We start from the raw sequence: 23,894 nt of genomic DNA on the forward strand, positions 1-23,894 counted from the left end.
ATAAAAAAGCAGAGCGTATAAGCTCTGCTTTTTTGTTTGTTCTATTTACTTAGCAGCAGACGAACGTCAGGGTTAGCTAGCAATTACGACTCAAATAATACCGTCGCCACCGCATAATGACGCTCATCTGAAATAGTCAGGTGAATCGAAGTTGTTCCACTCGCTTGTGCGATTTCTCGAGCTTTATTGTGCAAGCTCAGCACCGGCTTGCCATGCTCGTCGTTCGAGATTTCGAAGTCATGAAAAGTAACACCCAGTGCAATGCCTGTACCCAGCGCTTTTGATGCAGCTTCTTTAGCTGCAAAGCGCTTAGCGAGATAACGACCTTTTTGCTTTAGCTGTTGAAACACTTCAAATTCAGAATCCGTCAGAATACGCTGAGCAAATGCCTCACCACTGCGTGACAATGCTTTTTCAACACGTTCAATTTCCGCAATATCTGTCCCAAGCCCTACAACAGCCATGATTACCCTTTAACTACTTTTTGATGATGCCACTTAACAAACTAGATATTTAACAAACTAAATGTTGTTACGAGCGTTTTCCATTACAGCTTTCATGTCAGCTACGGCTTTGTTCAAACCATCAAAGACTGCACGTCCCATGATTGAGTGACCAATGTTTAGCTCGTAAATCTCTGGTAGTGCCGCAATTGGCGCCACGTTGTGGTACGTCAGACCGTGACCAGCATTCACCGTAATACCTAGATCGTCTGCGTAGCTTGCGCCAGCCGCAATCTTTTTCAGCTCGTCTTGTTGGTCTTCTTCTGTTTTCGCATCAGCGTAGTGACCCGTGTGAAGCTCAATGAACGGTGCACCACACGCTTTTGCTGCATCAATCTGTTCGCGGTCAGCATCGATAAACAGCGACACTTTAATACCAGCTGCAGATAGCTTTTGCGTAGCCGCTTTTACTTTCTCAAGTTGACCAACCACGTCCAAGCCACCTTCAGTAGTTAGCTCTTCACGCTTTTCAGGAACAAGACAAACAAACTCAGGCTTAGTATCTAGTGCAATCTGAACCATCTCATCCGTCACTGCCATTTCTAAGTTCATGCGAGTTTGGATAGTTTCAGCCAGAATACGTACATCGCGATCAACGATGTGACGACGGTCTTCACGCAAGTGAATGGTGATGCCGTCAGCACCAGCGCGCTCAGCAATTTCAGCTGCGTGTACTGGATCTGGGTATTTAGTACCACGTGCATTACGTAGTGTTGCAATATGGTCGATATTAACGCCTAAAAGGATTGAGCTCATTTTCCAATACTCCGTGCTCTAGAAAGACCTGCTCTTGGCAAAAACAGTTCTCTACTTTTTAATGGTTTGCCGCCAAGATACGGCTTTAAGGCTATGCGTGTAAAGCGTTTTGCCGCTTTTAACTGCTCTTTAGTGATAAACCTACGTTCGCTGATCGCAATAAGTTCATCGCCCATAAAAGTCAGGTTGTCTCGTCGTACTGAAGCAATGAAACCTTTCTGCTCTCGGTAGCGATAAGTCATTGTTGGATCAATCGGTTCGCCAGTACCTGCACAGTGTAAAAAGTCGACGCCATAACCCATAGCAGATAGCAGTGCCAACTCAAAACGACGTAGTGCTGGCTCTGGATTTTCATTATGCGCCAGCTCTGTTAAAGCATGAAGATAGTCGTGAAAAAGAGCAGGCATTGGCACTTCAGCCATCAGCACTCGGCCAATCAGCTCATTCACATACATTGCGGAGTAGAGGTTAATGCCAGTGAGAGGCAAACCTAAACTGATAGGCTCAGCTTGGCGCAGTGTTTTCATTGAGCTGTTCCCCGACCACTTGAGTAGTAGAGGCGTAAAAGGCTGCAACGCTCCTTTTAAATTGGAACGCTTGCTACGAGCACCTTTCGACATCAACGTTACACGGCCAAACTCTTCACTGAAAATATCCAGTATCAAACTCGACTCGCTATATGGCCTGCGGTGCAATACAAAGCATCGCTGTAACCCTTCGCTCAATGATTCATCCTTCTTGCAGATACAAAAAGAGAGAGTTCGCACTCTCTCTTCAACTCACTATTTTGATTTCACATCCAGTTCAGGAAAGTGAAGTTCAATCTAGATTATAGATCGTCGATGTAGCCTAGTGAACGAAGTGCACGTTCATCATCAGCCCAACCAGATTTAACCTTAACCCAAGTCTCTAGGTAAACCTTACGACCGAATAGCTCTTCCATATCGATACGTGCTTCGCGACCAATTGTTTTGATCTTCTCGCCCGCTTTACCAATCACCATTTTCTTCTGACCAGTACGTTCAACAAGAATTAGCGCATTGATGTGGAAACCATCGTTGTCTGGATTGTAGTCGAAACGTTCGATCTCAACCGTTACCGAGTAAGGTAGTTCATCACCCGTAAAGCGCATCAGCTTTTCACGGATAATTTCAGACGCCATAAAACGCTGCGAGCGATCCGTCACATACTCTTCTGGGAAGTGGTGTGTCGCTTTAGGTAAGTGTTCACGTACGTGCTTACGCAGTACATCAATGTTCTTACCTTGCTTCGCCGAGATTGGCACAACATCAATGAAGTCCATCTTCTTCGAGACTTCCATCATGTGCTGCATCACGTTAGTACGGTCTTGAACGTTATCTACTTTGTTGATGCAAAGTACAACTGGGAAGTTAGTCTTCTTCAGCTTGTTCAGAACCATCTCATCGTCTTCAGTCCAGTGAGTACCGTCAACAAGGAAGAATACTAGGTTCACATCACTCAGTGAGCTGTTTGCTGCACGATTCATCAAACGGTTGATTGCACGCTTTTCTTCAATGTGAAGTCCAGGAGTATCAACGAAGATCGCTTGGTAATCACCTTCAGTTTCCACGCCCATAATACGGTGACGTGTCGTCTGTGGTTTACGTGATGTAATAGAAATCTTCTGTCCCAGAATATGGTTCAGAAGCGTCGACTTACCTACGTTTGGGCGACCTACAATAGCGATGAAGCCACAATGTTGGTTTTCCGGTAGGCTAGGTTGTTTGCTATCAGATGAAAAGAATGCATCGATATCGAATTCTTGGTTGTTATCAGACATTGCTTAGTTGCTCTAATGCTGTTTCAGCAGCCGCTTGTTCTGCCTTGCGGCGGCTAGTGCCTTTACCGATAACAGGTTTATCCACACCTGCCACTTCACACTCAACCGTAAACTCTTGGTTGTGTGCTTCACCTTTAATATTAGTCACTGTGTAGACAGGTAGAGGATTTCTTCGACCTTGTAAGAACTCTTGAAGACGAGTTTTCGGGTCTTTTTGAGATACTCCAGGCTGAATAGCTTCTAGGCGAGATTGGTACCAGCTTAAAATAATGCCGCGAACCGCCTCGGTATCACTATCTAAATAGATAGCGCCGATGATCGCTTCAACAGCATCCGCTAGAATAGAATCACGACGGAAACCGCCACTCTTCAACTCACCTGGACCTAATTTTAAGTAATCTCCTAGTTCGAATTCACGACCTAGTTCTGCCAATGTATGACCACGTACTAATGTCGCGCGCATGCGGCTCATATCACCTTCGTTTACCTTAGGAAAACGGTGGTATAGATCATCAGCGATAACAAAACTTAAAATTGAATCGCCCAGAAACTCAAGACGTTCGTTATGTTTACCAGCGGCGCTGCGGTGAGTCAGCGCCAAGTGGATAAGATCGGCATCATTGAACTGATAGCCAATCTTTCTTTCTAGTTTATCAATTGGAGAATTCATGCTCTCTCGATGTGTTAATTGATCGATTAATGAATCCCACCGATGCGATTAAAACGCACACCAGTAGGAATCCATGTTGGAAGTACACTGTCGGAACCATGTTCGAATTCGAAACTGATCCAAATAGCAACGGCCTTACCAACAAGGTTTGCTTCAGGGACGAAGCCCCAGTAACGGCTATCAGAACTATTGTCACGGTTATCCCCCATCACAAAGTAATGGCCTGCTGGAACAACCCATTCGTTAACACCGTTGCGAGGTTGATATGCATGCACACGATCACGACGCAGTGGGTTAACTAAGATTTGGTGCTCTACGTCTCCAAGCTGTTCATTCAGCTGAATCAGAGGCACACCGTCTTGAATAAATTGGCTCTCTTCTACGTGACTTAGTTTCACAGGTTTACAGCTACTTGTACCTTTCGCTTGGATACAGATTTCTTTACGACTGCTGTAACGAATAGTATCACCTGGCAAACCGACAACACGCTTGATGTAATCGATGCTTGGGTTTGGTGGATACTTGAATACCATAACGTCACCACGTTCTGGCTTGCCAGTTTCAACTAATTGAGCGCGCCATACTGGGTCTTTAAGACCGTAAGCGTACTTCTCTACCAAGATGAAATCACCAACCAAAAGCGTTGGCATCATCGAGCCAGATGGGATTTGAAACGGTTCATAAATAAATGAACGCAAGATCAAAACAAATGCAATTACCGGGAAAATGGACACACTGTTCTCAACCCACCAAGGCTGAGCCGTAACTTTTGCGCTGGTTTCAGCGTCTAGGCCATTGGTTTGTGCTTCCACATCAGCAAGCTTCTGCTGGCGTTTCTTCGCCCACACAAACTTTTCCAATGCCCATACAATGCCGGTCACTAGAGTTAAGAGCACTAAAAAGAGCGAAAATTTGTTAGCCATTGATATCCCTTAAATTTCATTTCTTTAAAAATAACGAAAGTGAAAGAATAGCGAGCTACCCTTTCACTTTCAATTATTCGTTTATCGTTGGATAAGCCTAGTCTTTGCCAACGTGAAGAATTGCTAAGAATGCTTCTTGAGGCAGCTCTACGTTACCGATCTGCTTCATACGCTTCTTACCTTCTTTCTGTTTCTTCAGAAGCTTCTTCTTACGACTCACGTCACCACCGTAACATTTCGCGATTACGTTCTTACGCAGTTGCTTAACTGTAGAACGAGCGATGATGTGGTTACCGATAGCCGCTTGAATCGCGATATCAAACATTTGACGAGGAATGAACTCTTTCATCTTCTCTACAAGCTGACGACCACGAGTTTGCGATTGATCTTTGTGTGTAATCATCGCAAGTGCATCAACCGTGTCACCGTTTAGAAGTACGTCTACACGAACCATGTTTGATGCTTCAAAACGTTGGAAGTTGTAATCCAGTGATGCGTAACCACGAGACGTTGATTTCAGACGGTCGAAGAAGTCCAGTACTACTTCAGCCATTGGAATATCGTATACAACCGCTACTTGGTTACCGTGATAAATCATATCAACCTGAACACCACGCTTCTCAACACACAGTGTGATTACGTTACCTAAGTAGTCAGAAGGTACTAAGATATTACAGCGTGCAATCGGCTCACGAATCTCGTTGATATCATTGATAGCAGGCAGCTTAGCTGGGCTATCAACATACAGTTGAGTGCCGTCTGTTTTTTCAACTTCGTATACTACGGTTGGTGCAGTTGTGATTAGGTCTAGGTCGTATTCACGCTCTAGACGTTCTTGGATGATCTCCATGTGAAGCATACCCAAGAAACCACAACGGAAACCGAAACCAAGTGCTGCAGAGTTCTCTGGTTCGTAGAAAAGAGAAGCATCGTTCAGGCTTAGTTTACCTAGTGCATCACGGAAGTTTTCGTAATCATCAGATGATACTGGGAACAGACCCGCGTATACCTGTGGTTTTACTTTCTTAAAGCCAGGTAGCGCTTTTTCACAACCGTTTTTAGCCAGTGTTAGCGTATCACCAACCGGTGCACCTAGGATGTCTTTGATACCACAAACAACCCAACCTACTTCACCAGTGTTTAGCTCTGTAGTATCGATTTGCTTAGGCGTGAAGATACCTAGACGGTCTACACCCCAAACTTGGCCTGTGCTCATTACTTTGATCTTGTCGTTCTTCTTCAGAGAACCGTTCTTGATACGAACAAGAGAAACAACACCAAGGTAGTTATCGAACCAAGAGTCGATGATTAGCGCTTGTAGTGGCGCTTCAGGATCGCCTTCTGGAGCAGGAATTGCTGAAACAATGTTTTCTAGAACATCGTCAACACCGATACCTGTTTTCGCAGAACAGCGCGTTGCTTCCATCGCGTCGATACCTACGATCTCTTCGATCTCTTCAGATACGCGCTCTGGATCAGCAGCTGGAAGGTCAATCTTGTTTAGGATTGGCACAACTTCCAGATCCATTTCGATCGCTGTGTAACAGTTTGCTAGAGTCTGAGCTTCTACACCTTGACCAGCATCGACAACCAATAGCGCGCCTTCACAAGCCGCAAGAGAACGTGATACTTCGTATGCGAAGTCAACGTGTCCCGGAGTATCGATGAAGTTAAGTTGGTAAGTTTCACCATCTTTTGCGGTGTAGTTTAGTGTCACACTCTGAGATTTGATGGTGATGCCACGTTCACGCTCAAGATCCATCGAATCAAGGACTTGTGCAGCCATTTCACGATCGCTTAATCCTCCACAAACTTGGATTAGACGGTCAGACAGGGTCGACTTACCATGGTCGATGTGGGCGATAATCGAAAAGTTACGAATGTGCTTCATAATTTGGTGTGACAAACTCTTTAAATTAGGACGGTAAGAAAGCCGCAAAACTATTTAAAAATAGCTAACGGTGGCGGCATTTCAATCAAGTTGGCAGATTCTACCCAATTTAACAGCAAGACGCATCATAAATTAGACGAGCGGCTCACCGAGGATTCGAATCAATACGACTTCTTGCTTGGATTTGTCTTCCATCGGTTTAGCGAGTCGCTTCGCTAAAGCAATACCACCAGCTGTAAATAGGGCTGCGCTCAGTATAACAATCCCCTCGCCCCCTTGAAGTAAGGGTTGTAACAAGAGTTGTCCAATACCAGCACCAATCATCAACATGAAAAGTGGGATGAGGTAAACAATAGCCGCAGACTGAAGCAGGCTTTTTTCAGGAAAGCCGATTTCTACAATCTGACCTGCTTTCACAAGGCTTTTGGTTTTTAATTGCCAAAACAAGGATTTGTTGCCAACCGCTTTGGTGACAATACCAGTACCGCAGCTTTTTTGTGAAGAGCAGCTGCTGCAACTGGTTTGTTGTTCGCAGCTCAGTTGAACAAAGTATTGCTTACCTTTTTGTTCAACTGAGCTAACGGTAGCCAGCGCGGTCATCATTGCGCTGACACCTGATTATTGAAAGTAACAGATTGAGCGATACGCTTTGCTGTAGCTGGCGGGATATCACCTACGACAGACACTTCTCTGTCACCAATGACTAAGCTGTGCAAGGTTCTGCGCCCTTGACGTACCAACTGGCCTTTCAATGAGTGTTCGTCTTTATCGGCGATATATACCGAAAAGCTAAATAGTCCATCGCTGAAAAGCTGGCTCTCGACCATTTTATCGGTCGCAGCCATCTGGTAACGGCTCAGTTCTTTTGACTTAAACCCTTCTGGCACCCATGAAGCTTGCCAGTCGGTCTCACTCACCAAACCTTCAGGTAATGATAAAACCTTCGGCAGTTGCGCTTGGTTTAAGCCGCCCATAGCCTCAGCAATTTTATCGTTCACGACATAAGAGATTGTTCGATACTGTTCCAGTATTTCGCCATCACGATCTAATAGGTCGGCACGTAGAGGAAGACTGGTTTTCTCGTCTACCCAAACCACGTATGAGTAACGAAGGCCATCTTTTGGCACTACGCGTAGCACTTGAGTCGTGCTGCCCGCTTCACGAGAACGCCCAACTTTTACAAAGTCGTAGTACTGATTCAGGGATTCGATATCTCGATTTATCATCGGAATAACAGGAGCAACCATGCTGCCTGACTGGATCGTAAACGGCTCTGTACCCGGTTCGATGTAGCTCACTTCATTACCGCGACGAATCACTTCACGAACAGGGCCACTCAGGTAAACAAGGTGTGCGAGTTGTTGGTCGTCGTTAACCGCATGGCGATAAACAAGAGGTTCAATACTGCTCTTCTTGATCAGTATGTAAGAGAGTTCGTAATTTAGATGCTGACTGGCCTCGTTCATTTGATGCAACAAGGCCTTTGCAGTTGTTTCCTCTGCAAAGGCTGTTGGAGACATCAAGCTGAACAGTGTCAGTGCACTGACCAGGATTTTCTTCATTCAATGTCCGATTCTAGATGTGCATCTTCCATAGGCGACGCATCACTGTTTAATCTTAGTTGTAGCTCATAATCTTCTAGCATTGCATGAACGCGTTTACGCTGCTCTTGCAAATTTGCTTCAGACGCGGGTCTCTCTACTGACTCGCGGGTTAAGCTTACTGGCTCAGCGGATCCCGCAAATGGAATCGTCTGAAGTACAGGTAACTGTTCTGGTGCCGCTGGATCGCTGCCACCATATTGTTGAACACCTAATACAACCGCTAAAGAAACACACGCTGCTACAGCAACTTGTCCAAACTGTTGTAACCACGCTGGAAGCTGACGCTTCGCTTGCTGAGGTTTTGGTTGCTCTTCAATTGGAGCAACAGTAGGTTCAACATTCACTTGGTGCTGGTTTGGCATCGCACTGTGTGCAGGCTCATCTTCAAGCGCTGCTGCCACACTATCCGCAATGTTCCAATTTTTAGTTTCTGGCGCATCCCCACGCATAACGTCACCAATTAAGTGGTAACTCTGCCAGGTATTCATGCTTTCTTGATCAGATTCTAGATCTACAATGAGAGCTTTATCGATCGTTTCACCATCCATGAGTGCCGAAAGCTTTTCTTTATCAGCCATTATTTTCACCATAATTATTACAAGTTCTAGCGCTGCAAAAGAGGTTTAATTTTCTTTTCCACCGCTTCACGAGCTCGGAAGATACGCGAACGTACGGTTCCTACAGGGCAATCCATTACTTCTGCAATCTCTTCGTAGCTCAAACCTTCAAGCTCACGCAGCGTCATTGCAGTTTTTAAGTCTTCTGGCAGCGCTTCAATCGCTCCAAAAACGACTTGTTTCAATTCTTTTGACAGCGTTAAGTTCTCAGGGTTCGATATTTCTTTTAACGCGCTGCCTGTTTCGTAATATTCAGCATCTTCTGCATCTACATCCGTTGCGGGCGGTCTACGTCCCTGGGCAACGATATGATTCTTTGCGGTGTTCACGGCAATTCGGTACAACCATGTATAGAAGGCACTCTCGCCACGAAAATTAGGTATCGCGCGGTAAGCTTTAATAAAAGCTTCTTGTGCTACATCAGGTACATCACCGGAATTATTCACGTATCGAGAGATAAGGTTACAAACTTTGTTTTGATACTTAACCACTAGTAAGTTAAATGCTTGCTTATCTCCACTCTGAACTCGCTCAATCAACACTTGATCGGTTAGCTGCTCGTTCATTCGAGCGGGTACTCCTATTGTTATAACCCTCACCTTCACAGATATGGGTACTAATTATGCGAAATGTAGTATTGACACCACCGTCTACAAGAGCACTATTGTGACTAAGCCAAATACCGAAAGTTCCAACTTTCTTAAAATTATTTGCCATTATTGTTTCACAATGTGATGTAATAAAAATAGCTATCCCTATCAATTTGGGGAAACTAGAGCAAAAGCAATGGTATTGAGCAATTAAATATTTCTAGATAGCTGTCTATATCTTGATTTTGCATGGCGTTTTAGGACGACTCTGAGGAGATTATAACAGTCTTACCGCAACTCCTAAAACAAGACAGAGTCAATTGAGAGTAGACAACTCGACTATAGCCCGGGATTTAATAAGTTTTATGAACGCAAACCGTGAACATCAATGTGATGTATTAGTGGTAGGAAGTGGTGCGGCAGGCTTGTCATTAGCCTTACGCGTAGCAGAACATGCAAAAGTAATTGTATTAAGCAAAGGACCACGCAGCGAAGGATCGACGTATTACGCACAAGGCGGTATCGCTGCGGTGTTCGATGAGTCTGACAGTATTGAGTCTCACGTTGAAGATACTCAAATTGCTGGGGCTGGGTTATGTGAAGAAGATACAGTTCAATTCATTGCTGAGAATGCGAAAGAGTGTGTGCAATGGCTGATTGATGGCGGCGTTCCATTTGATAAAGATGAGAACAGCACCGATGGTCAACCTAAGTATCACCTAACTCGTGAAGGTGGCCACAGCCACCGCAGAATCCTGCACGCTGCCGATGCAACTGGCATGGCGATGCAAACTTCATTGCAAGATAACGTCAAGAATCACCCGAACATCGAGATCTTCGAGCGCCATAACGCGCTGGACTTGATCACTGAAGATAAGATTGGTGGCTCGAAAGACAAGGTTATCGGTGCCTACATCTGGAACCGTAACCAAGAACACGTAGAAACCGTACGCGCTAAGTTTGTTGTTCTCGCTACTGGCGGCGCATCAAAAGTGTACCAATACACCTCTAACCCAGATGTCTCTTCTGGTGATGGCATTGCTATCGCTTGGCGTGCGGGTTGTCGTGTAGCAAACCTAGAGTTCAACCAATTCCACCCGACTTGCTTGTTCCATCCAGAGGCACGCAACTTCCTACTAACGGAAGCACTTCGTGGCGAAGGCGCTTACCTGCGTCGTCCGGATGGTACACGCTTCATGAAAGACTTTGATGAGCGTGGTGAATTGGCGCCTCGTGATGTAGTTGCTCGCGCAATCGACTTCGAAATGAAACGACTAGGTGCTGACTGCATGTACGTCGACATCAGCCATAAGCCTGAAGAGTTCATCACTGCGCATTTCCCAATGATCCATACTCGTTTGATGGACTTGGGTATAGATATGACCAAAGAGCCAATCCCAATTGTACCGGCTGCGCACTACACCTGTGGTGGTGTGATGGTCAATAAAGATGGTCAAACGGATCTGCAAAACCTCTACGCGATTGGTGAAGTGAGCTATACCGGCCTGCACGGTGCGAACCGTATGGCATCAAACTCACTACTAGAGTGTGTGGTTTACGCGTGGTCGGCAGCAAAACACATCGTAGAGAACATTGAACAATCTCAACTGTGTGCTGAACTTCCAGCATGGGATGAAAGCCAAGTCACCAACAGTGATGAAGAAGTTATTATCCAGCATAACTGGCATGAACTTCGTCTATTCATGTGGGATTACATGGGTATCGTACGTACAGACAAGCGTCTTGAGCGCGCAATGCGTCGTATTCAGATGTTGCAGCAAGAGACTCACGAGTATTACAGCAACTTTAAGGTGTCGAACAACCTTTTGGAGCTGCGTAACCTACTTCAAGTCGCTGAGCTAATGGTTCGCTGTGCAATGCAACGCAAAGAGAGCCGCGGCCTGCACTACACATTGGATTACCCAGAGCTGGCTGAAGACAGTGGCCCAACGATTCTGACACCAGAGAAACGTCAATCGTAACTTGGCGCATTCGTCAGTCACGAAAAGTAATCAAACGAAAGGGAGCCTAGTGCTCCCTTTTATTTTAGCTCATGACTTGTCGATTACTTTAGCTTAGCGAATGCATTCGTTGTAAGTTCGCCAAAAAGTGCCGATATTCTTGCTCTTGGCAACTGTCTCGCCATAGCAGTACCGAGTGACCACATTCAAATTGTAATTTTATGAAGAATTGCGCCCAAACCTGATCGACCGACTTTAAGCTGTATGTGCTGCCATTCAAACGCACTACACCATCATCCTTATAATCAAGACATCCTTGAGCGCTGGTGATAAGCATGTGATTGGCACGTAACAGATTGAAGGTTAAGTACAGACAATAAAGGCTGACTGCCAGTGGAATAGAAGAGACAACGATAAAAAACAAAAGGCACCCGAAAACAGTGCCTTTTGTTAATAATGCGAAATACGAAGGGTTAAGCTGGAGCTTAACGAACCTTGCTGAGGTTGTGTGCGACAATTTTATCAACCATTGATGCGTGACCCAGGTTTTCACTACGGCCGTGGCCCATCACCCAAGTAAACAGGTCTGGATCATCACACTCTAGTAAAGAAACAAACTCGCGCTGTTCCTGCTCTTGCAATGAATCAAAACACTCTTCGAAAAATGGCATGATGACTACATCAAGTTCTAACATGCCGCGACGGCAACCCCATTTAATTCGTGCTTTCTGCTCTGCAGTGTACATTGGCTATCCTCACCTATAATTTTTCTTTCTTGGAGTGTAACAAGTCATACGCTCTGCAACTACTATGTGGGTCACAGTCCCTATCTCCGCTCACAAAAAAACCTAGGCTGACAAAGAAACAGAACAGGATTAACATAGAGCCAAATAAAATTCTTAGGAAAGATAAAATGGATTGGAAAAACACCTTTCAGCCGCAAGCTCATACGCAAAATGATTCGCTTCCAGAACTGATGATGACACATGTGTCAGACTGGAGCGCAATTACCATGGTAGGCGATGACAAAAAATCGTACCTACAAGGTCAGGTAACGTGCGACGTCGTGACTCTTCCTAATGATGAATCCACATTAGGCGCCCACTGTGATGCAAAAGGAAAGGTATGGAGTATCTTCCGCCTGTTCCACCACAACGGTGGTTACGCGCTTATGCAGCCTAAGTCTGCGATTGAAGTTGAGCTCGTAGAAATCAAAAAATACGCAGTCTTCTCTAAGGTCGATATTGAGCAAAGCAGCGATGTGGTTATCGGTGTGATGGGCGCAGCTGCGGATCAGTACATCGACTCAATCTCAGAGAGCCAAGGTAAAGTTCGTGCGATTTCAGGCGGTACAGCCGTTCAAGTTGCTGGCAACCGCTGGGCTCTGCTTGTGACAGAACAAGCTGCAGAAGCGTTGGTTACTAACAGCTCTGCGGAGAAAGTCTCAGAGGCGCTATGGCAGTATCATGAAATTATCGATGCTCAGCCTAATCTAACCAAAGCAGAGCAAAATGAGCACATCCCTCAGGCACTTAACCTACAAGCGATTGGTGGCATCAGCTTTACCAAGGGTTGTTACACAGGTCAAGAAACAGTGGCTCGCGCTAAATACCGTGGCATGAACAAACGTGGAATGCGCATTGTTTCAGGCCCAACAGCGGAAGTGCTAACACTAGAAAGCCCTATTGAGCTAGAGCGCAGCGTTGGTGAAAACTGGCGTGGAGCGGGTCAACTGATCAACGTATATCAATTTGCTGACAACCAAGCGATTGGCCTAATGGTGCTACCGAACAACCTGGATGACGATGTTCAGCTGCGTTTGACAGCACAACCTGATCAAATCTGGAGTATCCAGCCACTGCCTTACAGCCTTGACGACGAGTAATTACGTGGAAACAGTGATTACACTATGGCTCGATCAACAGCAGGTGAACTATCGCCTGCTGTTACAAAGTAGGCCAACCACCAGCATCGAAGAAACCGCGCAAGAACGAGGCATCGACCCATCTCAAATGGTGAAATGTATTCTGCTCAAAGACATGGACAATCAATACGCGCTAGCGTGCACCGCTGGTGATCGCTCAGTCGATCCGAAGAAAGTGCGCTCAATTCTAAATTGCCGCCGCATGACCTGTGTCTCGTTAAGCGATGTAGAGTCTATTACTGGCTTTAAGGCTGGTTGTGTTGGCCCGCTTGCATTAAAGAGGTACATGCCGATCATCTTTGATCCTTCGATCCAGAACAATTCAACAGTGACCATCAGCTCTGGGGATCGAATGGCAGGTATCGCTCTGGATCCCAATGATCTCATGACGCTATGTGCACCGATCATCGCTGAGATCAGTCGATGATCGGATCAATACAGTGATTGATCGCAAACTCTTTCCCTAGTTTTCACCAGATACATATTTAGTGTGAAGCTCGTCATAAGATAACTAGATTAAAGTTAAATATTTAATCAAAATTAAAGCATAAGTAGTCACAGGTAAGAATCTGCGTTATTGTGAATTTACTGACTAGCACCTAGGCAAATCAGTTCAAGTGAATCCACTGAGTAACATCAGTATCCACTTTTGTGTAATGCATCTGTGACTATTCGCCCGTTTTAGACGGGCTTTTTTTTGTCTTAATTTTACAATTTGATTACACAAACAAAAAAATCCCGCCTATTCTTATACTTGTCACATTTAAGCTGCTTAATACCGAACAGGAAAGTTCACGGCAGTTCACTACTCAGTATTATTTTGGGGAGGAGCTCACGTAAAAATAGATATTTACTGTAGAAAGTGCTTAGAACAGCACAAATATCTAATTAACGTCAACGCTACTGCATATTACTCCAGGCTTATCACAATTATTATCTCGGAGTTTTTCTATAATGTGCAGGCTAGGTAAATATAAGGATAATTAAAAATGAGACTGTTTAAGCGCTATACACCGAGTATGATTGCTAAACATGTAAGTCGACTTTTCAAAGGACGAATCTACATTTACGGCGTAGGGAAATTTGAGTTCGATAACGGCAAGCTAGTGCTGCCAGACCGAGCAGAGAAACGCCACTTTGAAACAGTGAAAGAAATAAATAGTGAAATTATGAAGCTGCGCTGTGCTTACGCATAATCAAATTATCTAGAGAATTCAAAACAAAAAGGGTTGGCTAACGCCAACCCTTTTTTCGTACCAATAATTCGAACGAAACTTTGGTGCGAAACATTGGAAACAAAGTCATTATCGATGAATCACAGGGGCCTTCGCTAAGTCAGGAAGGTTACCCGCAAGACCTAAAGCTCGCTTCATGATTTCATCTTTCGCACCAGGAAGTTGACCTGCGAGCTTCATACCGATACCACGAATCAGCTTCTTCGCCGGATTATCGCCTTCAAATAGGTCTTTAAAGCCCTGCATCGATGCAATCATCTTCGCGGCTTCTGCTTTTCTCCAGCGCTCATAACCACGTAAGTTACGTTTGGTACCGATGTCCTCGCCCGCAGCCCAGAGCTTTAATAGCTCTTGCGCTAGGCTGGCAGCATCTAGCAAACCAAGGTTAACGCCCTGCCCTGCAAGCGGGTGAATGGTATGCGCAGCATCACCCACCAAAGCCACGCGCTCTACGGCGAAGTCTCTCGCGTATCGCATGCGCAGTGGGAACGCAAAACGCTCGCCAACCACTTCACACAAGCCTAGTTTAGAGTCGAACTCAGCTGTTAGCTGTTTATTAAACTCCGCATCCGACATAGATACGAGCTTCTCGGCACGATTCGGCTCAGTAGACCAAACGATAGAGCTCATATTACTTGGCTGCATTGGTAAGAATGCCAACGGGCCCTGTGGTGTAAATATTTGACGAGCCACACTATGGTGCGTTTCTGCAGTTTTAACGTTCGCAACAATTGCACTATGTCCGTAGTCCCAATGTGTTAGAGGGATATCTTGCTGCTTGCGAACCCAAGAATTAGCACCATCTGCGCCAACGACAAGCTTAGCCGTCAGTGCTTGACCATTATCTAAAGTCAGCCATGCTTCGCTTTCACCAATAGCCATTGTTTTGCACGTCGCTGGCATGTATAGACTGACGTTTTCTTGCTTTTTAACCTGTTCAAGCAACGCCAATTGAATCACACGGTTCTCAACAATATGACCTAAATTAGGCTGCGCTAAACGCGTTGAGTCAAATTCAATACGAGCGAAGCTATCTTGTTCCCACACTTCCATCGCTTGATAAGGGGCAGCACGTCTTTGCTCAATTCCCTGCCACGCACCTAGATTACGCAAAATCACTTCACTAGAACGGCTCAATGCAGAAACACGTACGTCAGGCAGTTCATTAAGCCCTTCGCTTGGTGCCTTGCCTTCAATTACAGCTACTCTCATATCACTGTCTTTCAAAGCCGCGGCAAGGGCTAAGCCAACCATGCCTCCACCAACAATTGCGATATCAACACTTTGCATCATTATTTATCTACCTTATCTTTCTACTAGGCCAAGCGTATGACGCAAAAGTGGACCTTTAAGTGGTGGAAGGTTATCCATAACAGCTAACCCAAGGTTGCGCCCGATACGAGCGGTTAAAAAGTCATTTGAGAATAGATGTACAAGGCTCGATGTCAGTGTAATCGTCGCCCCTCTGTCCTGTTCTCTACGTTTTCTAAAGTTAACAAGACCAGTGTATCGACCAACATCATCCAACTGAGTACACAACTCTTCGGCTAAAGAAGCCACATCACGAATACCAAGGTTAAAGCCCTGACCCGCGATCGGGTGAAGTGTTTGAGCGGCATTGCCGACAATCGCAAATCGATGAGAAATATTTTGCTGACGATGACGAAGAATCAGAGGATAGCTCGCACGCTTACCCACCTTCTCTAAACGTCCTAGTCGCCAACCAAAATCATTCTGCAGCTGTTCAAGAAACTGGTTGTCGTTTAAAGCCATGACTTTGTCGGCTTGCTCTGGCGGTAAGCACCACACTAACGATAGACGGTTGTCCGTCATTGGTAATAAAGCAACTGGCCCATGATGGGTAAAACGCTCAAAGGCGCGACCTTGGTGCGGCTCGCTCGCCACAATGTTGGCAATGACAGCCACTTGCTCAAAGTCATGCTCGCTCAACGAAATATTCAGTTGTTGGCAGCAGGTAGAGATCGCTCCGTCAGCAGCAACCAACAACTTAGTAGTAATGGTTTGCCCGCTGTTAAGGTCAATGGTCGTCAGTAAATCACTGCGCTCAATTTTCGCTACTGAGTCAGGGCACAGCATCGTAATTGCTTCTTCTGACTCCAGTTTTTGCTGATAGATTCGACCGACATCCGCCAACTCGACCACATAACCAAGCGCATCAATCGCAAGCTCTTCGCTGTAGATATCAGTCATTCCTGCATGCCCACGATCCGAGACATGAATATCTTTAATCGGGGTTGCAACTGGAGCGATCGATTGCCACAACTGCAATGAATCAAGGATCTGCACTGTGCCATAAGACAAAGCAATAGAACGAGAATCAAACCCAGGGTGAGCTTGATGATCAACCTGATAAGGTTCCACTACCGCAATCGATAGTGAGCCTTGGCTTAGGTGATTCAAGGCAAGCGTCAAAGTCGCCCCTGCCATCGCACCACCAGCAATTACAACATCATACTGAGCCATCATAACCTCAAACTGGCAAACGATTAGTGAATGGTTGGAGCTACATCTTCAGATGGGCGAGCACCAAACTCAGCATGAATGGTTAATGCACACGCTTTTACGTGCTCAATAACGTGCTCTAGAAGTTGCGCCTGCTCTTCCAGATCATCATCTTCATCAATGCCTAGCTTTGCCATCTCTTCAAGATCAGCCAACGCTTCTTTAGTGCCTTCCGACGCCTTATTTAACTGAGCGCCGACTAGCCCTAAACCAGAGATAAAGTGGTTGATCCAATCAGACACACCGTCAGCTAAATCAAACAGGCTCGCACTTGCGTCTTCATCAGGCAGTAGCATAGACAATTCCATGCCTGAACCCGTAATCTCACTAGTGGTTACTTTCAATGTCGCTTCCGCTAACGTTAATGCGCGATCCGGCCAACCCATACCTTCGTTGGTGTAATCAAAGATCAGTGGTTGCCAGCTCTTATCTGCTAGGCTTAAGCCTCCGCTTAACATACCCGTTAATAAGCCATGCATCTCAGCAGGTGTTACGGCTAGACTTGCCGATTGAAGTTCAGTCGCAACCGTTAGGTAGTCAGGTAAAGTAGTTTCGCTCATCAGATAGCTCGCTCAGTTATTCTTTATATCGGTAGTATAATCGTACCACTTCACCCCAATTCTGGTAAGCATCGATCCCTAGCAATTGAAGGATGACTGACTACCAATTGTTCAATTTGCTGAATTACTGTGTGCTCAAGCTCTCATTTACAAACAGTCACTCTGAAAAGCTTGAATCTTAATAGCGGTTTACCTATAGTTTCTCCCTCAGAGGAGATTGCTTCCTCATCGGTACTTGCACTTTTGGTTTCAAGAAAATAACGAAGAGCAACAGCCTTAAAATAGCGCGTTAAAGAGTTCATCCATCATGAGTAATCAAGCGGTAGACGTTGAAATATTAGGAAAACTGACTCGAGTAAATTGTCCAGCAGGGCAAGAGGAGTCATTGATTGCAGCGGCGGCCGATCTTGATAATCGATTGAAAGAGATGGCTGAACGTACTAAGGTAACCAATGAAGTGAAGCTGCTAACTATCGCAGCTCTGAACATTTGCTATGAATTACAAACCAAGAAGTTTGAAGCAAATGACGAACAAAACGCACTGACCGAGCGAATGGAACAGCTCACAACATCGCTTTCAGATGTTCTCAGTAAGGTTAAGCACGGACAGCAATAGCGTACACAAAATTTACCCTGGAGTGTTTGTCAGAGGATTCACGTCCCCGAGCCGATAAGCAATCCCTAAGGGTTAGTACTTGAGTGCTATTGAGCATGCTCGGCCCGACCGAGAAGCCTACGGTAATCATTGCTGATCCGCCTTGAACTCGCTGGTTCAAGGGCCATCTATTCTCAACGGCACTTTGGGGTATCCCTTCTTATGAAGACGCTCACACGCAGCGAGTTTCGCAAACAGATCCGCATCAAACGCAACTCCCTATCTAGCGAACAACAAACTCAATCCGGCATCGACCTAGTTAAGCAGTGCGCTCAACTTGATGATATTCAGTCTGCCCAACATATCGCACTTTATATCTCTATCGACGGTGAACTTGATACCCAACCTTTAATCGAGTGGTTATGGGCGCAAGGTAAGCAGACCTATTTACCTTTATTGCACCCCTTCTCTGACGGGCATCTTTTGTTTTTGCACTACTCTCCGACAACTCCAACAGTATTAAACAAATACGGCATCGTTGAACCACAACTCAGTCAAACGTTGGTGAAACCTTGTCATCAACTCGACCTGATTCTTACCCCGCTGGTTGGTTTTGACTCGCATGGTCACCGGTTAGGCATGGGTGGTGGCTATTACGATCGTACTCTGGCGAAATGGTTCAAGACAGGACAAGGGGCTACACCAATTGGTTTGGCTCACGATTGCCAACATGTCGATACCCTACCAATTGAAGAGTGGGATGTTCCGTTACCTAAAGTCGTGACTCCAAGTAAAACTTGGCAATGGGAAAACAACCGTTAAAGCGCTATAATCGCGCCGCAAACGTTAACCTCGATACTCAAACGTTAACTTAATACGCGAAAGACTAATTCAAAGCGCAAGATCTTATTCAGGAGAATGGCATGACTCAAGATGAAATGAAAAAAGCAGCTGGTTGGGCAGCACTTAAATATGTTGAAGAAGGCAGCATTGTAGGTGTTGGTACTGGCTCTACAGTAAATCACTTCATCGACGCACTGGGCACAATGAAAGACAAAATCAAAGGTGCAGTTTCAAGCTCTGTTGCTTCAACGCAACGCCTAGAAGAGCTAGAGATCAAAGTGTATGAGTGTAATGATGTTGCTAAGCTAGACATCTATGTTGATGGCGCAGATGAGATCAACCCAACTCGCGACATGATCAAGGGCGGCGGTGCAGCTCTAACTCGTGAAAAAATCGTAGCGGCTATCTCTGATAAATTTGTATGTATTGTTGATGGCACGAAAGCTGTTGATGTACTCGGTAAATTCCCTTTACCGGTAGAAGTTATCCCAATGGCACGTTCATACGTTGCGCGTGAGCTAGTTAAGCTTGGTGGTGACCCGGTTTACCGTGAAGGTTGTACAACGGATAACGGCAACGTGATCCTAGATGTTTACGGCATGGCGATTGAGAACCCGAAACAACTAGAAGATATCATTAATGGTATCGCTGGTGTGGTAACAGTTGGCCTATTCGCACACCGTGGTGCAGATGTGGTTATCACAGGTACACCTGAAGGTGCAAAAATCGAAGAATAAATAATAGAAGATTGAGTTTTTCTGTTACTTCATTACATACGGTGCCCAAGGGCGCCGTTTTTTTGCTTTGTACCTGCAAATTATGTCTTATTCCGTAATTTTCTTACCCAAAACATTTTTTTTTTGTTACTTTATTGTTCAGAAGACGCACAGGGAAAACGTTTGTCTCCTAACAAAGTGGTGAATTTGTTCCCCTTTCAGCCATTTTGTAGCACGTGCGCCGCATTTGCCCAACCTTTCCATTTTAAGGACGAGAACAATGGCCAAAGTTTCACTGGAAAAAGAAAAAATAAAAATTCTACTTCTAGAAGGTCTCCACCCTTCTTCAGTAGAAGTACTTCAAGCCGCTGGTTACACAAATATTGAGTACCACAAAGGCTCACTACCTGAAGATGAACTACTTGAAGCAGTTAAAGATGCTCACTTCATCGGTATTCGTTCTCGCACAAACCTTTCCCAAGAAGTGATTGATGCTGCTGAAAAATTGGTTGCTATCGGTTGTTTCTGTATCGGTACTAACCAAGTAAACCTTGAAGCAGCTGCAAAGCGTGGTGTACCTGTTTTCAACGCACCATTCTCGAACACTCGAAGCGTTGCTGAACTGGTTCTTGGTCAGGTTCTATTGCTGCTACGTGGCATCCCAGAAAAGAACGCTCTTGCGCACCGTGGCATCTGGAAAAAGAGTGCAGACAACTCTTACGAAGCCCGTGGTAAGCGTTTAGGTATTATCGGTTACGGTCACATTGGTACTCAGCTGGGTATTATTGCGGAAAACCTAGGTATGCGTGTTTACTTCTACGATATTGAAAACAAGCTTTCACTAGGTAACGCAACGCAAGTTCATACCATGACGGAACTGTTGAACAAGTGTGACGTGATCTCACTGCATGTTCCAGAAACCAATGAAACCAAGAACATGATGGGTAAAGAAGAGTTCGACCGTATGAAGCCGGGCGCAATCTTTATCAACGCTGCGCGTGGCACTGTGGTAGATATCCCTGCACTGTGCGGTGCGCTTGATTCTGGTCACTTAGGTGGTGCGGCGATTGACGTATTCCCAACCGAACCAAAAACCAATGCTGACCCATTTGAGTCACCATTAATGCAGTTCGATAACGTGATTCTAACGCCACACGTTGGTGGTTCTACTCAAGAAGCTCAAGAGAACATCGGTGTAGAAGTGGCAGGTAAACTTGCGAAATACTCTGATAACGGTTCAACGCTATCAAGTGTTAACTTCCCAGAGGTATCGCTACCATTGCATACTGGCACATCTCGCCTATTGCACATTCACCAGAACCGTCCAGGTATCCTGACTCAGATCAACACCATCTTCGCTGAAGAAGGCATCAACATCGCAGGTCAGTACCTACAGACTGCCGCTGATATGGGTTACGTAGTAATTGATGTTGAGGCAGACCGCTCTGAAGAAGCACTGCTCAAACTGAAAGAGATCGAAGGCACTATCCGTGCTCGTCTACTTCACTAATCATCGAATTCGGTATTAGAAAAACAAAAAGGCTCTCATTGTAAGAGCCTTTTTAGTATTTGACCTATGGTAGGCAATTAGATCATGATGATCTAATTACTCTTCAAGCTGATAGATCACATTCACACGATCACGAATGGTGATCGTTGAGTCTTCATAAGAGTTAGACTCCGTTCTCGCATCCATCGCCATAGAACGCATTAATACTGGCTGGGAAGACTGTGCGTTGTAATCAACACGCCACACGTCTCCAAGCTCACGCTCAAAACCAGTCGCTAATGATTTAGCTTTTGCTCTTGCGTCTTTGATTGCTTCTAAACGCGCTTGCTCTTGATATTTCGCTTGGTCACGCACTTGCAATTGGATGTTATCGATCTGGTTAATCCCTTGAGCAATGGCAATATCCATATACTCATTAAGGTTCGATAAATCCTTAACTTCAACCGTCACATTACGTGAAGCTCGGTAACCGACTAACTCCGGCTTGCCGTCTTTCGGGTAGTGATATTGAGGCGCTAGGTACAGGTTAGAGCTATGAACACTTGCCTCATCAACCCCAGCTTTATGCAGCTTATTAAGGAAACTCGTCACCACTTTATCAACGGTAAGCTTTGCTTGCTCTGCGGTCATCGTTGACTCAACAACTCTGACAGAAAATGTCGCCATATCTGGCGTCGCCACCACTTCACCGTAACCGGTCGTCGAAATGTGTGGAAAAGATGGCGAATTAGCCAATGCCGAAAAACTTACAGCACTTAGGGCTGCTGTAAGAGTAAGAGAGGTTGCTAACATCTTTGGTACAAACTTCATGGGGGGAGACCTATGCTATACAAATGTCTTTTCATCATAGAGTAATTTGCCGTTTATCCAATCTAGACACCGCACTTCTAACAGAACTTTGACGCTGAAAAAACAACCAGCTTACTGTGGTAAGTGTTCATGAGCAAAACTCAAAATCGCTTGCGAGATCTCTTTAAGTACCCCACTTTCAAGCTGCCAATGGTGCCAGTAAATCCGATAGGACAATAAAAAACCGGGCGTAATATCAATCAATGAACCCGATTCTAGCTCCTCAATAATCTGTAACCTTGGAATCAAACAGTAGGCAACACCCGACAATGCCAAACGCACAAACGCTTCTGAGCTGCCAACTGTATGGTTGATCACGCTATCTCTGGGCACATTAAAATGATCATGCAGAAACTTCTTATGTAGGTCATCGTATTGATCATAAGACACAGCTGGAGCTTTTCTCAATGTGGTGTAGTTGACCCCTTCCGAGAAGTAACGCTGATGAAAGTCTGGACTCGCCACACACACATAATCCATGCGACCAAGGTAGTCGGCACTGCAACCAGGAATCGCTTGAGACTCCAAACTAATTGCACCTGCAACTTCACCACTCTTAATCTTCTCTATGGTTCTCGACTCACCATGAATAGCGAAGTTCAATTCCACTTGGCGCGACTTCATCACATCCGACAAAGCTGGCAGTAGCCAAGTCGCTAAACTATCTGCGTTGGTAGCAATGGATATTGATAGAGGTTGATTACCATCTTCATTCATCAGCTCGGGAACCAGTTCATGCTCCAGCAAACGGACTCGGCGATATAAGCCTAGTAACTTTTTACCTGCTGGGGTTGGCCTAGGTGGATTTTCCCTTACCAATGCTGGTTGAGCGAGCCACTTTTCTAGCTGTTTAATGCGCTGCGATACTGCTGATTGGGAGATATATAACTGCTCAGCAGCCCTTTCGAAACTACGTTGTTTCACCACAGCATCCAGCGCTTCTATCCATTTATAATCCAAACCACGCATCACTTTGCTCCCTTTTTAATCAAACCTCATCCTACATTAGCAACTCTAATAATAGATTAAAATCATTAATTATACTTATCACAAGGAGCGGAGTATCTTCCCCTTATCACCAGTATGTGTCGTTAATTAAATGGGAGGTTAAAATGAGTTTTTGGGTTTTATTACAAGGTTTTGGTCTAGGGGCAAGCATGATTATCCCTATTGGCGCTCAGAATGCGTACGTCCTAAATCAAGGGATAAAACGCAATCACCATTTAACCACAGCAACGATTTGTAGCTTGCTCGACACCCTATTTATCTCGTTAGGCATCTTTGGTGGTGGCGCTATCTTGTCGCAAAATGAAGTCCTGCTCACTTCAGTGACACTAGGCGGTATCGCTTTCCTGACTGTCTATGGTTTGTTGTCGCTGCGTAGTGCTTTTAAAGCGCCATCAGACAAGGAATCAAAAGGTGAAATATTGGCTCGTGGTAAACGAACCGTCATTCTAGGAGCATTGGCAGTTACAGTATTAAACCCACACCTCTATTTGGATACTGTTGTAATTCTTGGTTCCATCGGTGGGCAATTTGAAGGCAATGATAGAATCGCGTTTGCTATCGGGACCATCTTGGCATCATTTGTTTGGTTCTATTCGCTCTCACTTGGCGCAGCAAAACTTGGCCCAACGCTATCTAAACCAAGTGTTAAGAAAGGCATTGATATCGCTGTTACGACCATGATGTTTACTATCGCAGCGGTACTCGCCAATGGACTTATTGAACAGTATTGGTAGAAATAATCTGAAAATATAGCTCCAAGAAAAAAGGCGGATAACCTAAGTTATCCGCCTTTTTATTAACTTGTCGAAGCTTTA

At 45.2% G+C, this 23,894-nt stretch carries 27 protein-coding genes and 1 other RNA gene; 10 read left to right on the top strand and 18 right to left on the bottom strand.

The genetic code is table 11. The annotated features are described in order from the left end of the window. Window positions 1-83: 83 nt before the first annotated feature. The 11 genes from acpS to rpoE form a co-directional block, all read right to left on the bottom strand. Window positions 84-464, bottom strand: coding sequence for a holo-ACP synthase (gene acpS, locus BTO10_RS19475; RefSeq protein ID WP_063524082.1), 381 nt, complete (start codon window positions 462-464; stop codon window positions 84-86). 57 nt (window positions 465-521) lie between these two features. After that, a complete protein-coding gene (gene pdxJ, locus BTO10_RS19480) occupies window positions 522-1,259 on the bottom strand; it encodes a pyridoxine 5'-phosphate synthase (protein WP_004739038.1) in 738 nt (245 codons plus the stop codon). Next, on the bottom strand, window positions 1,256-1,984 hold the full coding sequence (gene recO, locus BTO10_RS19485; RefSeq protein ID WP_032498827.1) for a DNA repair protein RecO: 729 nt from the start codon (window positions 1,982-1,984) through the stop codon (window positions 1,256-1,258). Before recO ends, pdxJ begins: the two co-directional genes overlap by 4 nt. 104 nt (window positions 1,985-2,088) lie before the next feature. Beyond that, complete coding sequence (gene era / locus BTO10_RS19490; protein ID WP_004739035.1) at window positions 2,089-3,060, bottom strand: GTPase Era; 972 nt, start codon at window positions 3,058-3,060, stop codon at window positions 2,089-2,091. Continuing rightward, on the bottom strand, window positions 3,053-3,730 hold the full coding sequence (gene rnc / locus BTO10_RS19495; protein ID WP_105025554.1) for a ribonuclease III: 678 nt from the start codon (window positions 3,728-3,730) through the stop codon (window positions 3,053-3,055). The genes era and rnc overlap by 8 nt, the downstream gene beginning before the upstream one ends. Window positions 3,731-3,756: 26 nt before the next feature. After that, entirely contained in the window at window positions 3,757-4,653 is an 897-nt protein-coding gene (lepB, locus tag BTO10_RS19500) for a signal peptidase I (RefSeq protein ID WP_105025555.1), read from the bottom strand. Between the two features lie 97 nt (window positions 4,654-4,750). Beyond that, window positions 4,751-6,544 (bottom strand): translation elongation factor 4, encoded by a 1,794-nt coding sequence (lepA, locus tag BTO10_RS19505; RefSeq protein ID WP_004739031.1) that lies wholly within the window; start codon window positions 6,542-6,544, stop codon window positions 4,751-4,753. Window positions 6,545-6,676: 132 nt separating this feature from the next. Continuing rightward, window positions 6,677-7,147 carry a SoxR reducing system RseC family protein gene (locus BTO10_RS19510; protein ID WP_004739029.1) on the bottom strand — a complete coding sequence of 157 codons (471 nt, stop codon included), beginning with the start codon at window positions 7,145-7,147 and terminating at the stop codon, window positions 6,677-6,679. Beyond that, window positions 7,144-8,106 (bottom strand): sigma-E factor regulatory protein RseB, encoded by a 963-nt coding sequence (gene rseB, locus BTO10_RS19515; RefSeq protein ID WP_061032435.1) that lies wholly within the window; start codon window positions 8,104-8,106, stop codon window positions 7,144-7,146. Before rseB ends, BTO10_RS19510 begins: the two co-directional genes overlap by 4 nt. Further along, a complete protein-coding gene (locus BTO10_RS19520; protein WP_105025556.1) occupies window positions 8,103-8,726 on the bottom strand; it encodes an RseA family anti-sigma factor in 624 nt (207 codons plus the stop codon). Before BTO10_RS19520 ends, rseB begins: the two co-directional genes overlap by 4 nt. A gap of 26 nt (window positions 8,727-8,752) precedes the next feature. Beyond that, window positions 8,753-9,331, bottom strand: coding sequence for an RNA polymerase sigma factor RpoE (gene rpoE / locus BTO10_RS19525; RefSeq protein WP_004739025.1), 579 nt, complete (start codon window positions 9,329-9,331; stop codon window positions 8,753-8,755). 389 nt (window positions 9,332-9,720) lie between these two features. On the opposite strand from rpoE, the gene nadB reads away from it, so the two are divergent. Then, window positions 9,721-11,337 (top strand): L-aspartate oxidase, encoded by a 1,617-nt coding sequence (gene nadB / locus BTO10_RS19530; protein WP_008223964.1) that lies wholly within the window; start codon window positions 9,721-9,723, stop codon window positions 11,335-11,337. 88 nt (window positions 11,338-11,425) lie between these two features. Here the strand turns inward: nadB and BTO10_RS23545 are convergent, their stop codons facing one another. Beyond that, on the bottom strand, window positions 11,426-11,869 hold the full coding sequence (locus BTO10_RS23545) for a protein YgfX (protein WP_308736832.1): 444 nt from the start codon (window positions 11,867-11,869) through the stop codon (window positions 11,426-11,428). Next, complete coding sequence (locus BTO10_RS19540) at window positions 11,802-12,062, bottom strand: FAD assembly factor SdhE (protein WP_004735374.1); 261 nt, start codon at window positions 12,060-12,062, stop codon at window positions 11,802-11,804. The genes BTO10_RS23545 and BTO10_RS19540 overlap by 68 nt, the downstream gene beginning before the upstream one ends. 167 nt (window positions 12,063-12,229) lie before the next feature. Here BTO10_RS19540 and ygfZ point away from each other — a divergent pair, with 167 nt between their 5' ends. From ygfZ to BTO10_RS19555, 3 genes are all read left to right on the top strand, one after another. Next, window positions 12,230-13,201, top strand: a complete 972-nt coding sequence (gene ygfZ / locus BTO10_RS19545) for a tRNA-modifying protein YgfZ (RefSeq protein ID WP_105025558.1) — start codon at window positions 12,230-12,232, stop codon at window positions 13,199-13,201. 4 nt (window positions 13,202-13,205) lie between these two features. Beyond that, window positions 13,206-13,667, top strand: coding sequence for an aminoacyl-tRNA deacylase (locus tag BTO10_RS19550; protein ID WP_105025559.1), 462 nt, complete (start codon window positions 13,206-13,208; stop codon window positions 13,665-13,667). Window positions 13,668-14,229: 562 nt separating this feature from the next. Then, a complete protein-coding gene (locus tag BTO10_RS19555; RefSeq protein WP_004739018.1) occupies window positions 14,230-14,436 on the top strand; it encodes a DUF1107 domain-containing protein in 207 nt (68 codons plus the stop codon). A 108-nt stretch (window positions 14,437-14,544) separates the two neighbouring features. Here the strand turns inward: BTO10_RS19555 and BTO10_RS19560 are convergent, their stop codons facing one another. From BTO10_RS19560 to BTO10_RS19570, 3 genes are read right to left on the bottom strand one after another with little or no spacing between them, the layout of a single operon-like run. After that, window positions 14,545-15,768 carry an FAD-dependent 2-octaprenylphenol hydroxylase gene (locus tag BTO10_RS19560; protein ID WP_105025560.1) on the bottom strand — a complete coding sequence of 408 codons (1,224 nt, stop codon included), beginning with the start codon at window positions 15,766-15,768 and terminating at the stop codon, window positions 14,545-14,547. A 12-nt stretch (window positions 15,769-15,780) separates the two neighbouring features. Continuing rightward, window positions 15,781-16,959: a 2-octaprenyl-6-methoxyphenyl hydroxylase gene (gene ubiH, locus BTO10_RS19565; protein WP_105025561.1), complete on the bottom strand. Its 1,179-nt coding sequence runs from the start codon at window positions 16,957-16,959 to the stop codon at window positions 15,781-15,783. Between the two features lie 23 nt (window positions 16,960-16,982). Further along, a complete protein-coding gene (locus BTO10_RS19570) occupies window positions 16,983-17,558 on the bottom strand; it encodes a YecA/YgfB family protein (protein WP_004739012.1) in 576 nt (191 codons plus the stop codon). A 307-nt stretch (window positions 17,559-17,865) separates the two neighbouring features. Between BTO10_RS19570 and zapA the strand changes: the two genes are divergently transcribed. From zapA to serA, 5 genes are all read left to right on the top strand, one after another. Continuing rightward, on the top strand, window positions 17,866-18,174 hold the full coding sequence (gene zapA / locus BTO10_RS19575; RefSeq protein ID WP_004739010.1) for a cell division protein ZapA: 309 nt from the start codon (window positions 17,866-17,868) through the stop codon (window positions 18,172-18,174). 11 nt (window positions 18,175-18,185) lie between these two features. Beyond that, window positions 18,186-18,369: non-coding RNA, 6S RNA (gene ssrS, locus BTO10_RS19580), on the top strand. A 6-nt stretch (window positions 18,370-18,375) separates the two neighbouring features. Continuing rightward, the gene (locus tag BTO10_RS19585) at window positions 18,376-18,975 is read left to right on the top strand and encodes a 5-formyltetrahydrofolate cyclo-ligase (RefSeq protein ID WP_105025562.1); all 600 of its coding nucleotides are present in this window, start codon (window positions 18,376-18,378) and stop codon (window positions 18,973-18,975) included. A 101-nt stretch (window positions 18,976-19,076) separates the two neighbouring features. Continuing rightward, window positions 19,077-19,733, top strand: a complete 657-nt coding sequence (gene rpiA, locus BTO10_RS19590; protein ID WP_004739007.1) for a ribose-5-phosphate isomerase RpiA — start codon at window positions 19,077-19,079, stop codon at window positions 19,731-19,733. Between the two features lie 259 nt (window positions 19,734-19,992). Further along, window positions 19,993-21,222 (top strand): phosphoglycerate dehydrogenase, encoded by a 1,230-nt coding sequence (gene serA, locus BTO10_RS19595; protein WP_004739005.1) that lies wholly within the window; start codon window positions 19,993-19,995, stop codon window positions 21,220-21,222. A gap of 96 nt (window positions 21,223-21,318) precedes the next feature. Here serA and BTO10_RS19600 read toward each other — a convergent pair whose 3' ends face one another. Then, window positions 21,319-22,032, bottom strand: coding sequence for an oxidative stress defense protein (locus BTO10_RS19600; RefSeq protein ID WP_004739004.1), 714 nt, complete (start codon window positions 22,030-22,032; stop codon window positions 21,319-21,321). 111 nt (window positions 22,033-22,143) lie between these two features. Beyond that, a complete protein-coding gene (locus BTO10_RS19605) occupies window positions 22,144-23,040 on the bottom strand; it encodes a LysR family transcriptional regulator ArgP (protein ID WP_004739002.1) in 897 nt (298 codons plus the stop codon). A 143-nt stretch (window positions 23,041-23,183) separates the two neighbouring features. Here BTO10_RS19605 and BTO10_RS19610 point away from each other — a divergent pair, with 143 nt between their 5' ends. Continuing rightward, the gene (locus tag BTO10_RS19610; protein ID WP_105025563.1) at window positions 23,184-23,813 is read left to right on the top strand and encodes a LysE/ArgO family amino acid transporter; all 630 of its coding nucleotides are present in this window, start codon (window positions 23,184-23,186) and stop codon (window positions 23,811-23,813) included. The last annotated feature ends 81 nt before the right edge of the window (window positions 23,814-23,894 follow it).

Origin of the sequence: Vibrio chagasii (assembly GCF_002954585.1) — a bacterium.
In the GTDB taxonomy this organism is placed as follows: Bacteria; Pseudomonadota; Gammaproteobacteria; order Enterobacterales; family Vibrionaceae; genus Vibrio; species Vibrio chagasii_A.

Bases quoted from the DNA above. Each gene is read 5' to 3' on its own strand.
- BTO10_RS19520 (WP_105025556.1), bottom strand. From the start codon at position 8,726: ATGGCTGATAAAGAAAAGCTTTCGGCACTCATGGATGGTGAAACGATC.
- nadB (WP_008223964.1), top strand. From the start codon at position 9,721: ATGAACGCAAACCGTGAACATCAATGTGATGTATTAGTGGTAGGAAGT.
- BTO10_RS19510 (WP_004739029.1), bottom strand. From the start codon at position 7,147: ATGATGACCGCGCTGGCTACCGTTAGCTCAGTTGAACAAAAAGGTAAG.
- pdxJ (WP_004739038.1), bottom strand. From the start codon at position 1,259: ATGAGCTCAATCCTTTTAGGCGTTAATATCGACCATATTGCAACACTA.
- BTO10_RS19555 (WP_004739018.1), top strand. From the start codon at position 14,230: ATGAGACTGTTTAAGCGCTATACACCGAGTATGATTGCTAAACATGTA.
- rnc (WP_105025554.1), bottom strand. From the start codon at position 3,730: ATGAATTCTCCAATTGATAAACTAGAAAGAAAGATTGGCTATCAGTTC.
- serA (WP_004739005.1), top strand. From the start codon at position 19,993: ATGGCCAAAGTTTCACTGGAAAAAGAAAAAATAAAAATTCTACTTCTA.
- BTO10_RS19570 (WP_004739012.1), bottom strand. From the start codon at position 17,558: ATGAGCGAAACTACTTTACCTGACTACCTAACGGTTGCGACTGAACTT.
- BTO10_RS19610 (WP_105025563.1), top strand. From the start codon at position 23,184: ATGAGTTTTTGGGTTTTATTACAAGGTTTTGGTCTAGGGGCAAGCATG.
- lepB (WP_105025555.1), bottom strand. From the start codon at position 4,653: ATGGCTAACAAATTTTCGCTCTTTTTAGTGCTCTTAACTCTAGTGACC.
- BTO10_RS19600 (WP_004739004.1), bottom strand. From the start codon at position 22,032: ATGAAGTTTGTACCAAAGATGTTAGCAACCTCTCTTACTCTTACAGCA.
- zapA (WP_004739010.1), top strand. From the start codon at position 17,866: ATGAGTAATCAAGCGGTAGACGTTGAAATATTAGGAAAACTGACTCGA.
- rpoE (WP_004739025.1), bottom strand. From the start codon at position 9,331: ATGAACGAGCAGCTAACCGATCAAGTGTTGATTGAGCGAGTTCAGAGT.
- ygfZ (WP_105025558.1), top strand. From the start codon at position 12,230: ATGGATTGGAAAAACACCTTTCAGCCGCAAGCTCATACGCAAAATGAT.
- rseB (WP_061032435.1), bottom strand. From the start codon at position 8,106: ATGAAGAAAATCCTGGTCAGTGCACTGACACTGTTCAGCTTGATGTCT.
- ubiH (WP_105025561.1), bottom strand. From the start codon at position 16,959: ATGGCTCAGTATGATGTTGTAATTGCTGGTGGTGCGATGGCAGGGGCG.
- BTO10_RS19540 (WP_004735374.1), bottom strand. From the start codon at position 12,062: ATGTACACTGCAGAGCAGAAAGCACGAATTAAATGGGGTTGCCGTCGC.
- BTO10_RS19560 (WP_105025560.1), bottom strand. From the start codon at position 15,768: ATGATGCAAAGTGTTGATATCGCAATTGTTGGTGGAGGCATGGTTGGC.
- era (WP_004739035.1), bottom strand. From the start codon at position 3,060: ATGTCTGATAACAACCAAGAATTCGATATCGATGCATTCTTTTCATCT.
- acpS (WP_063524082.1), bottom strand. From the start codon at position 464: ATGGCTGTTGTAGGGCTTGGGACAGATATTGCGGAAATTGAACGTGTT.
- rpiA (WP_004739007.1), top strand. From the start codon at position 19,077: ATGACTCAAGATGAAATGAAAAAAGCAGCTGGTTGGGCAGCACTTAAA.
- BTO10_RS19605 (WP_004739002.1), bottom strand. From the start codon at position 23,040: ATGCGTGGTTTGGATTATAAATGGATAGAAGCGCTGGATGCTGTGGTG.
- BTO10_RS19585 (WP_105025562.1), top strand. From the start codon at position 18,376: ATGAAGACGCTCACACGCAGCGAGTTTCGCAAACAGATCCGCATCAAA.
- lepA (WP_004739031.1), bottom strand. From the start codon at position 6,544: ATGAAGCACATTCGTAACTTTTCGATTATCGCCCACATCGACCATGGT.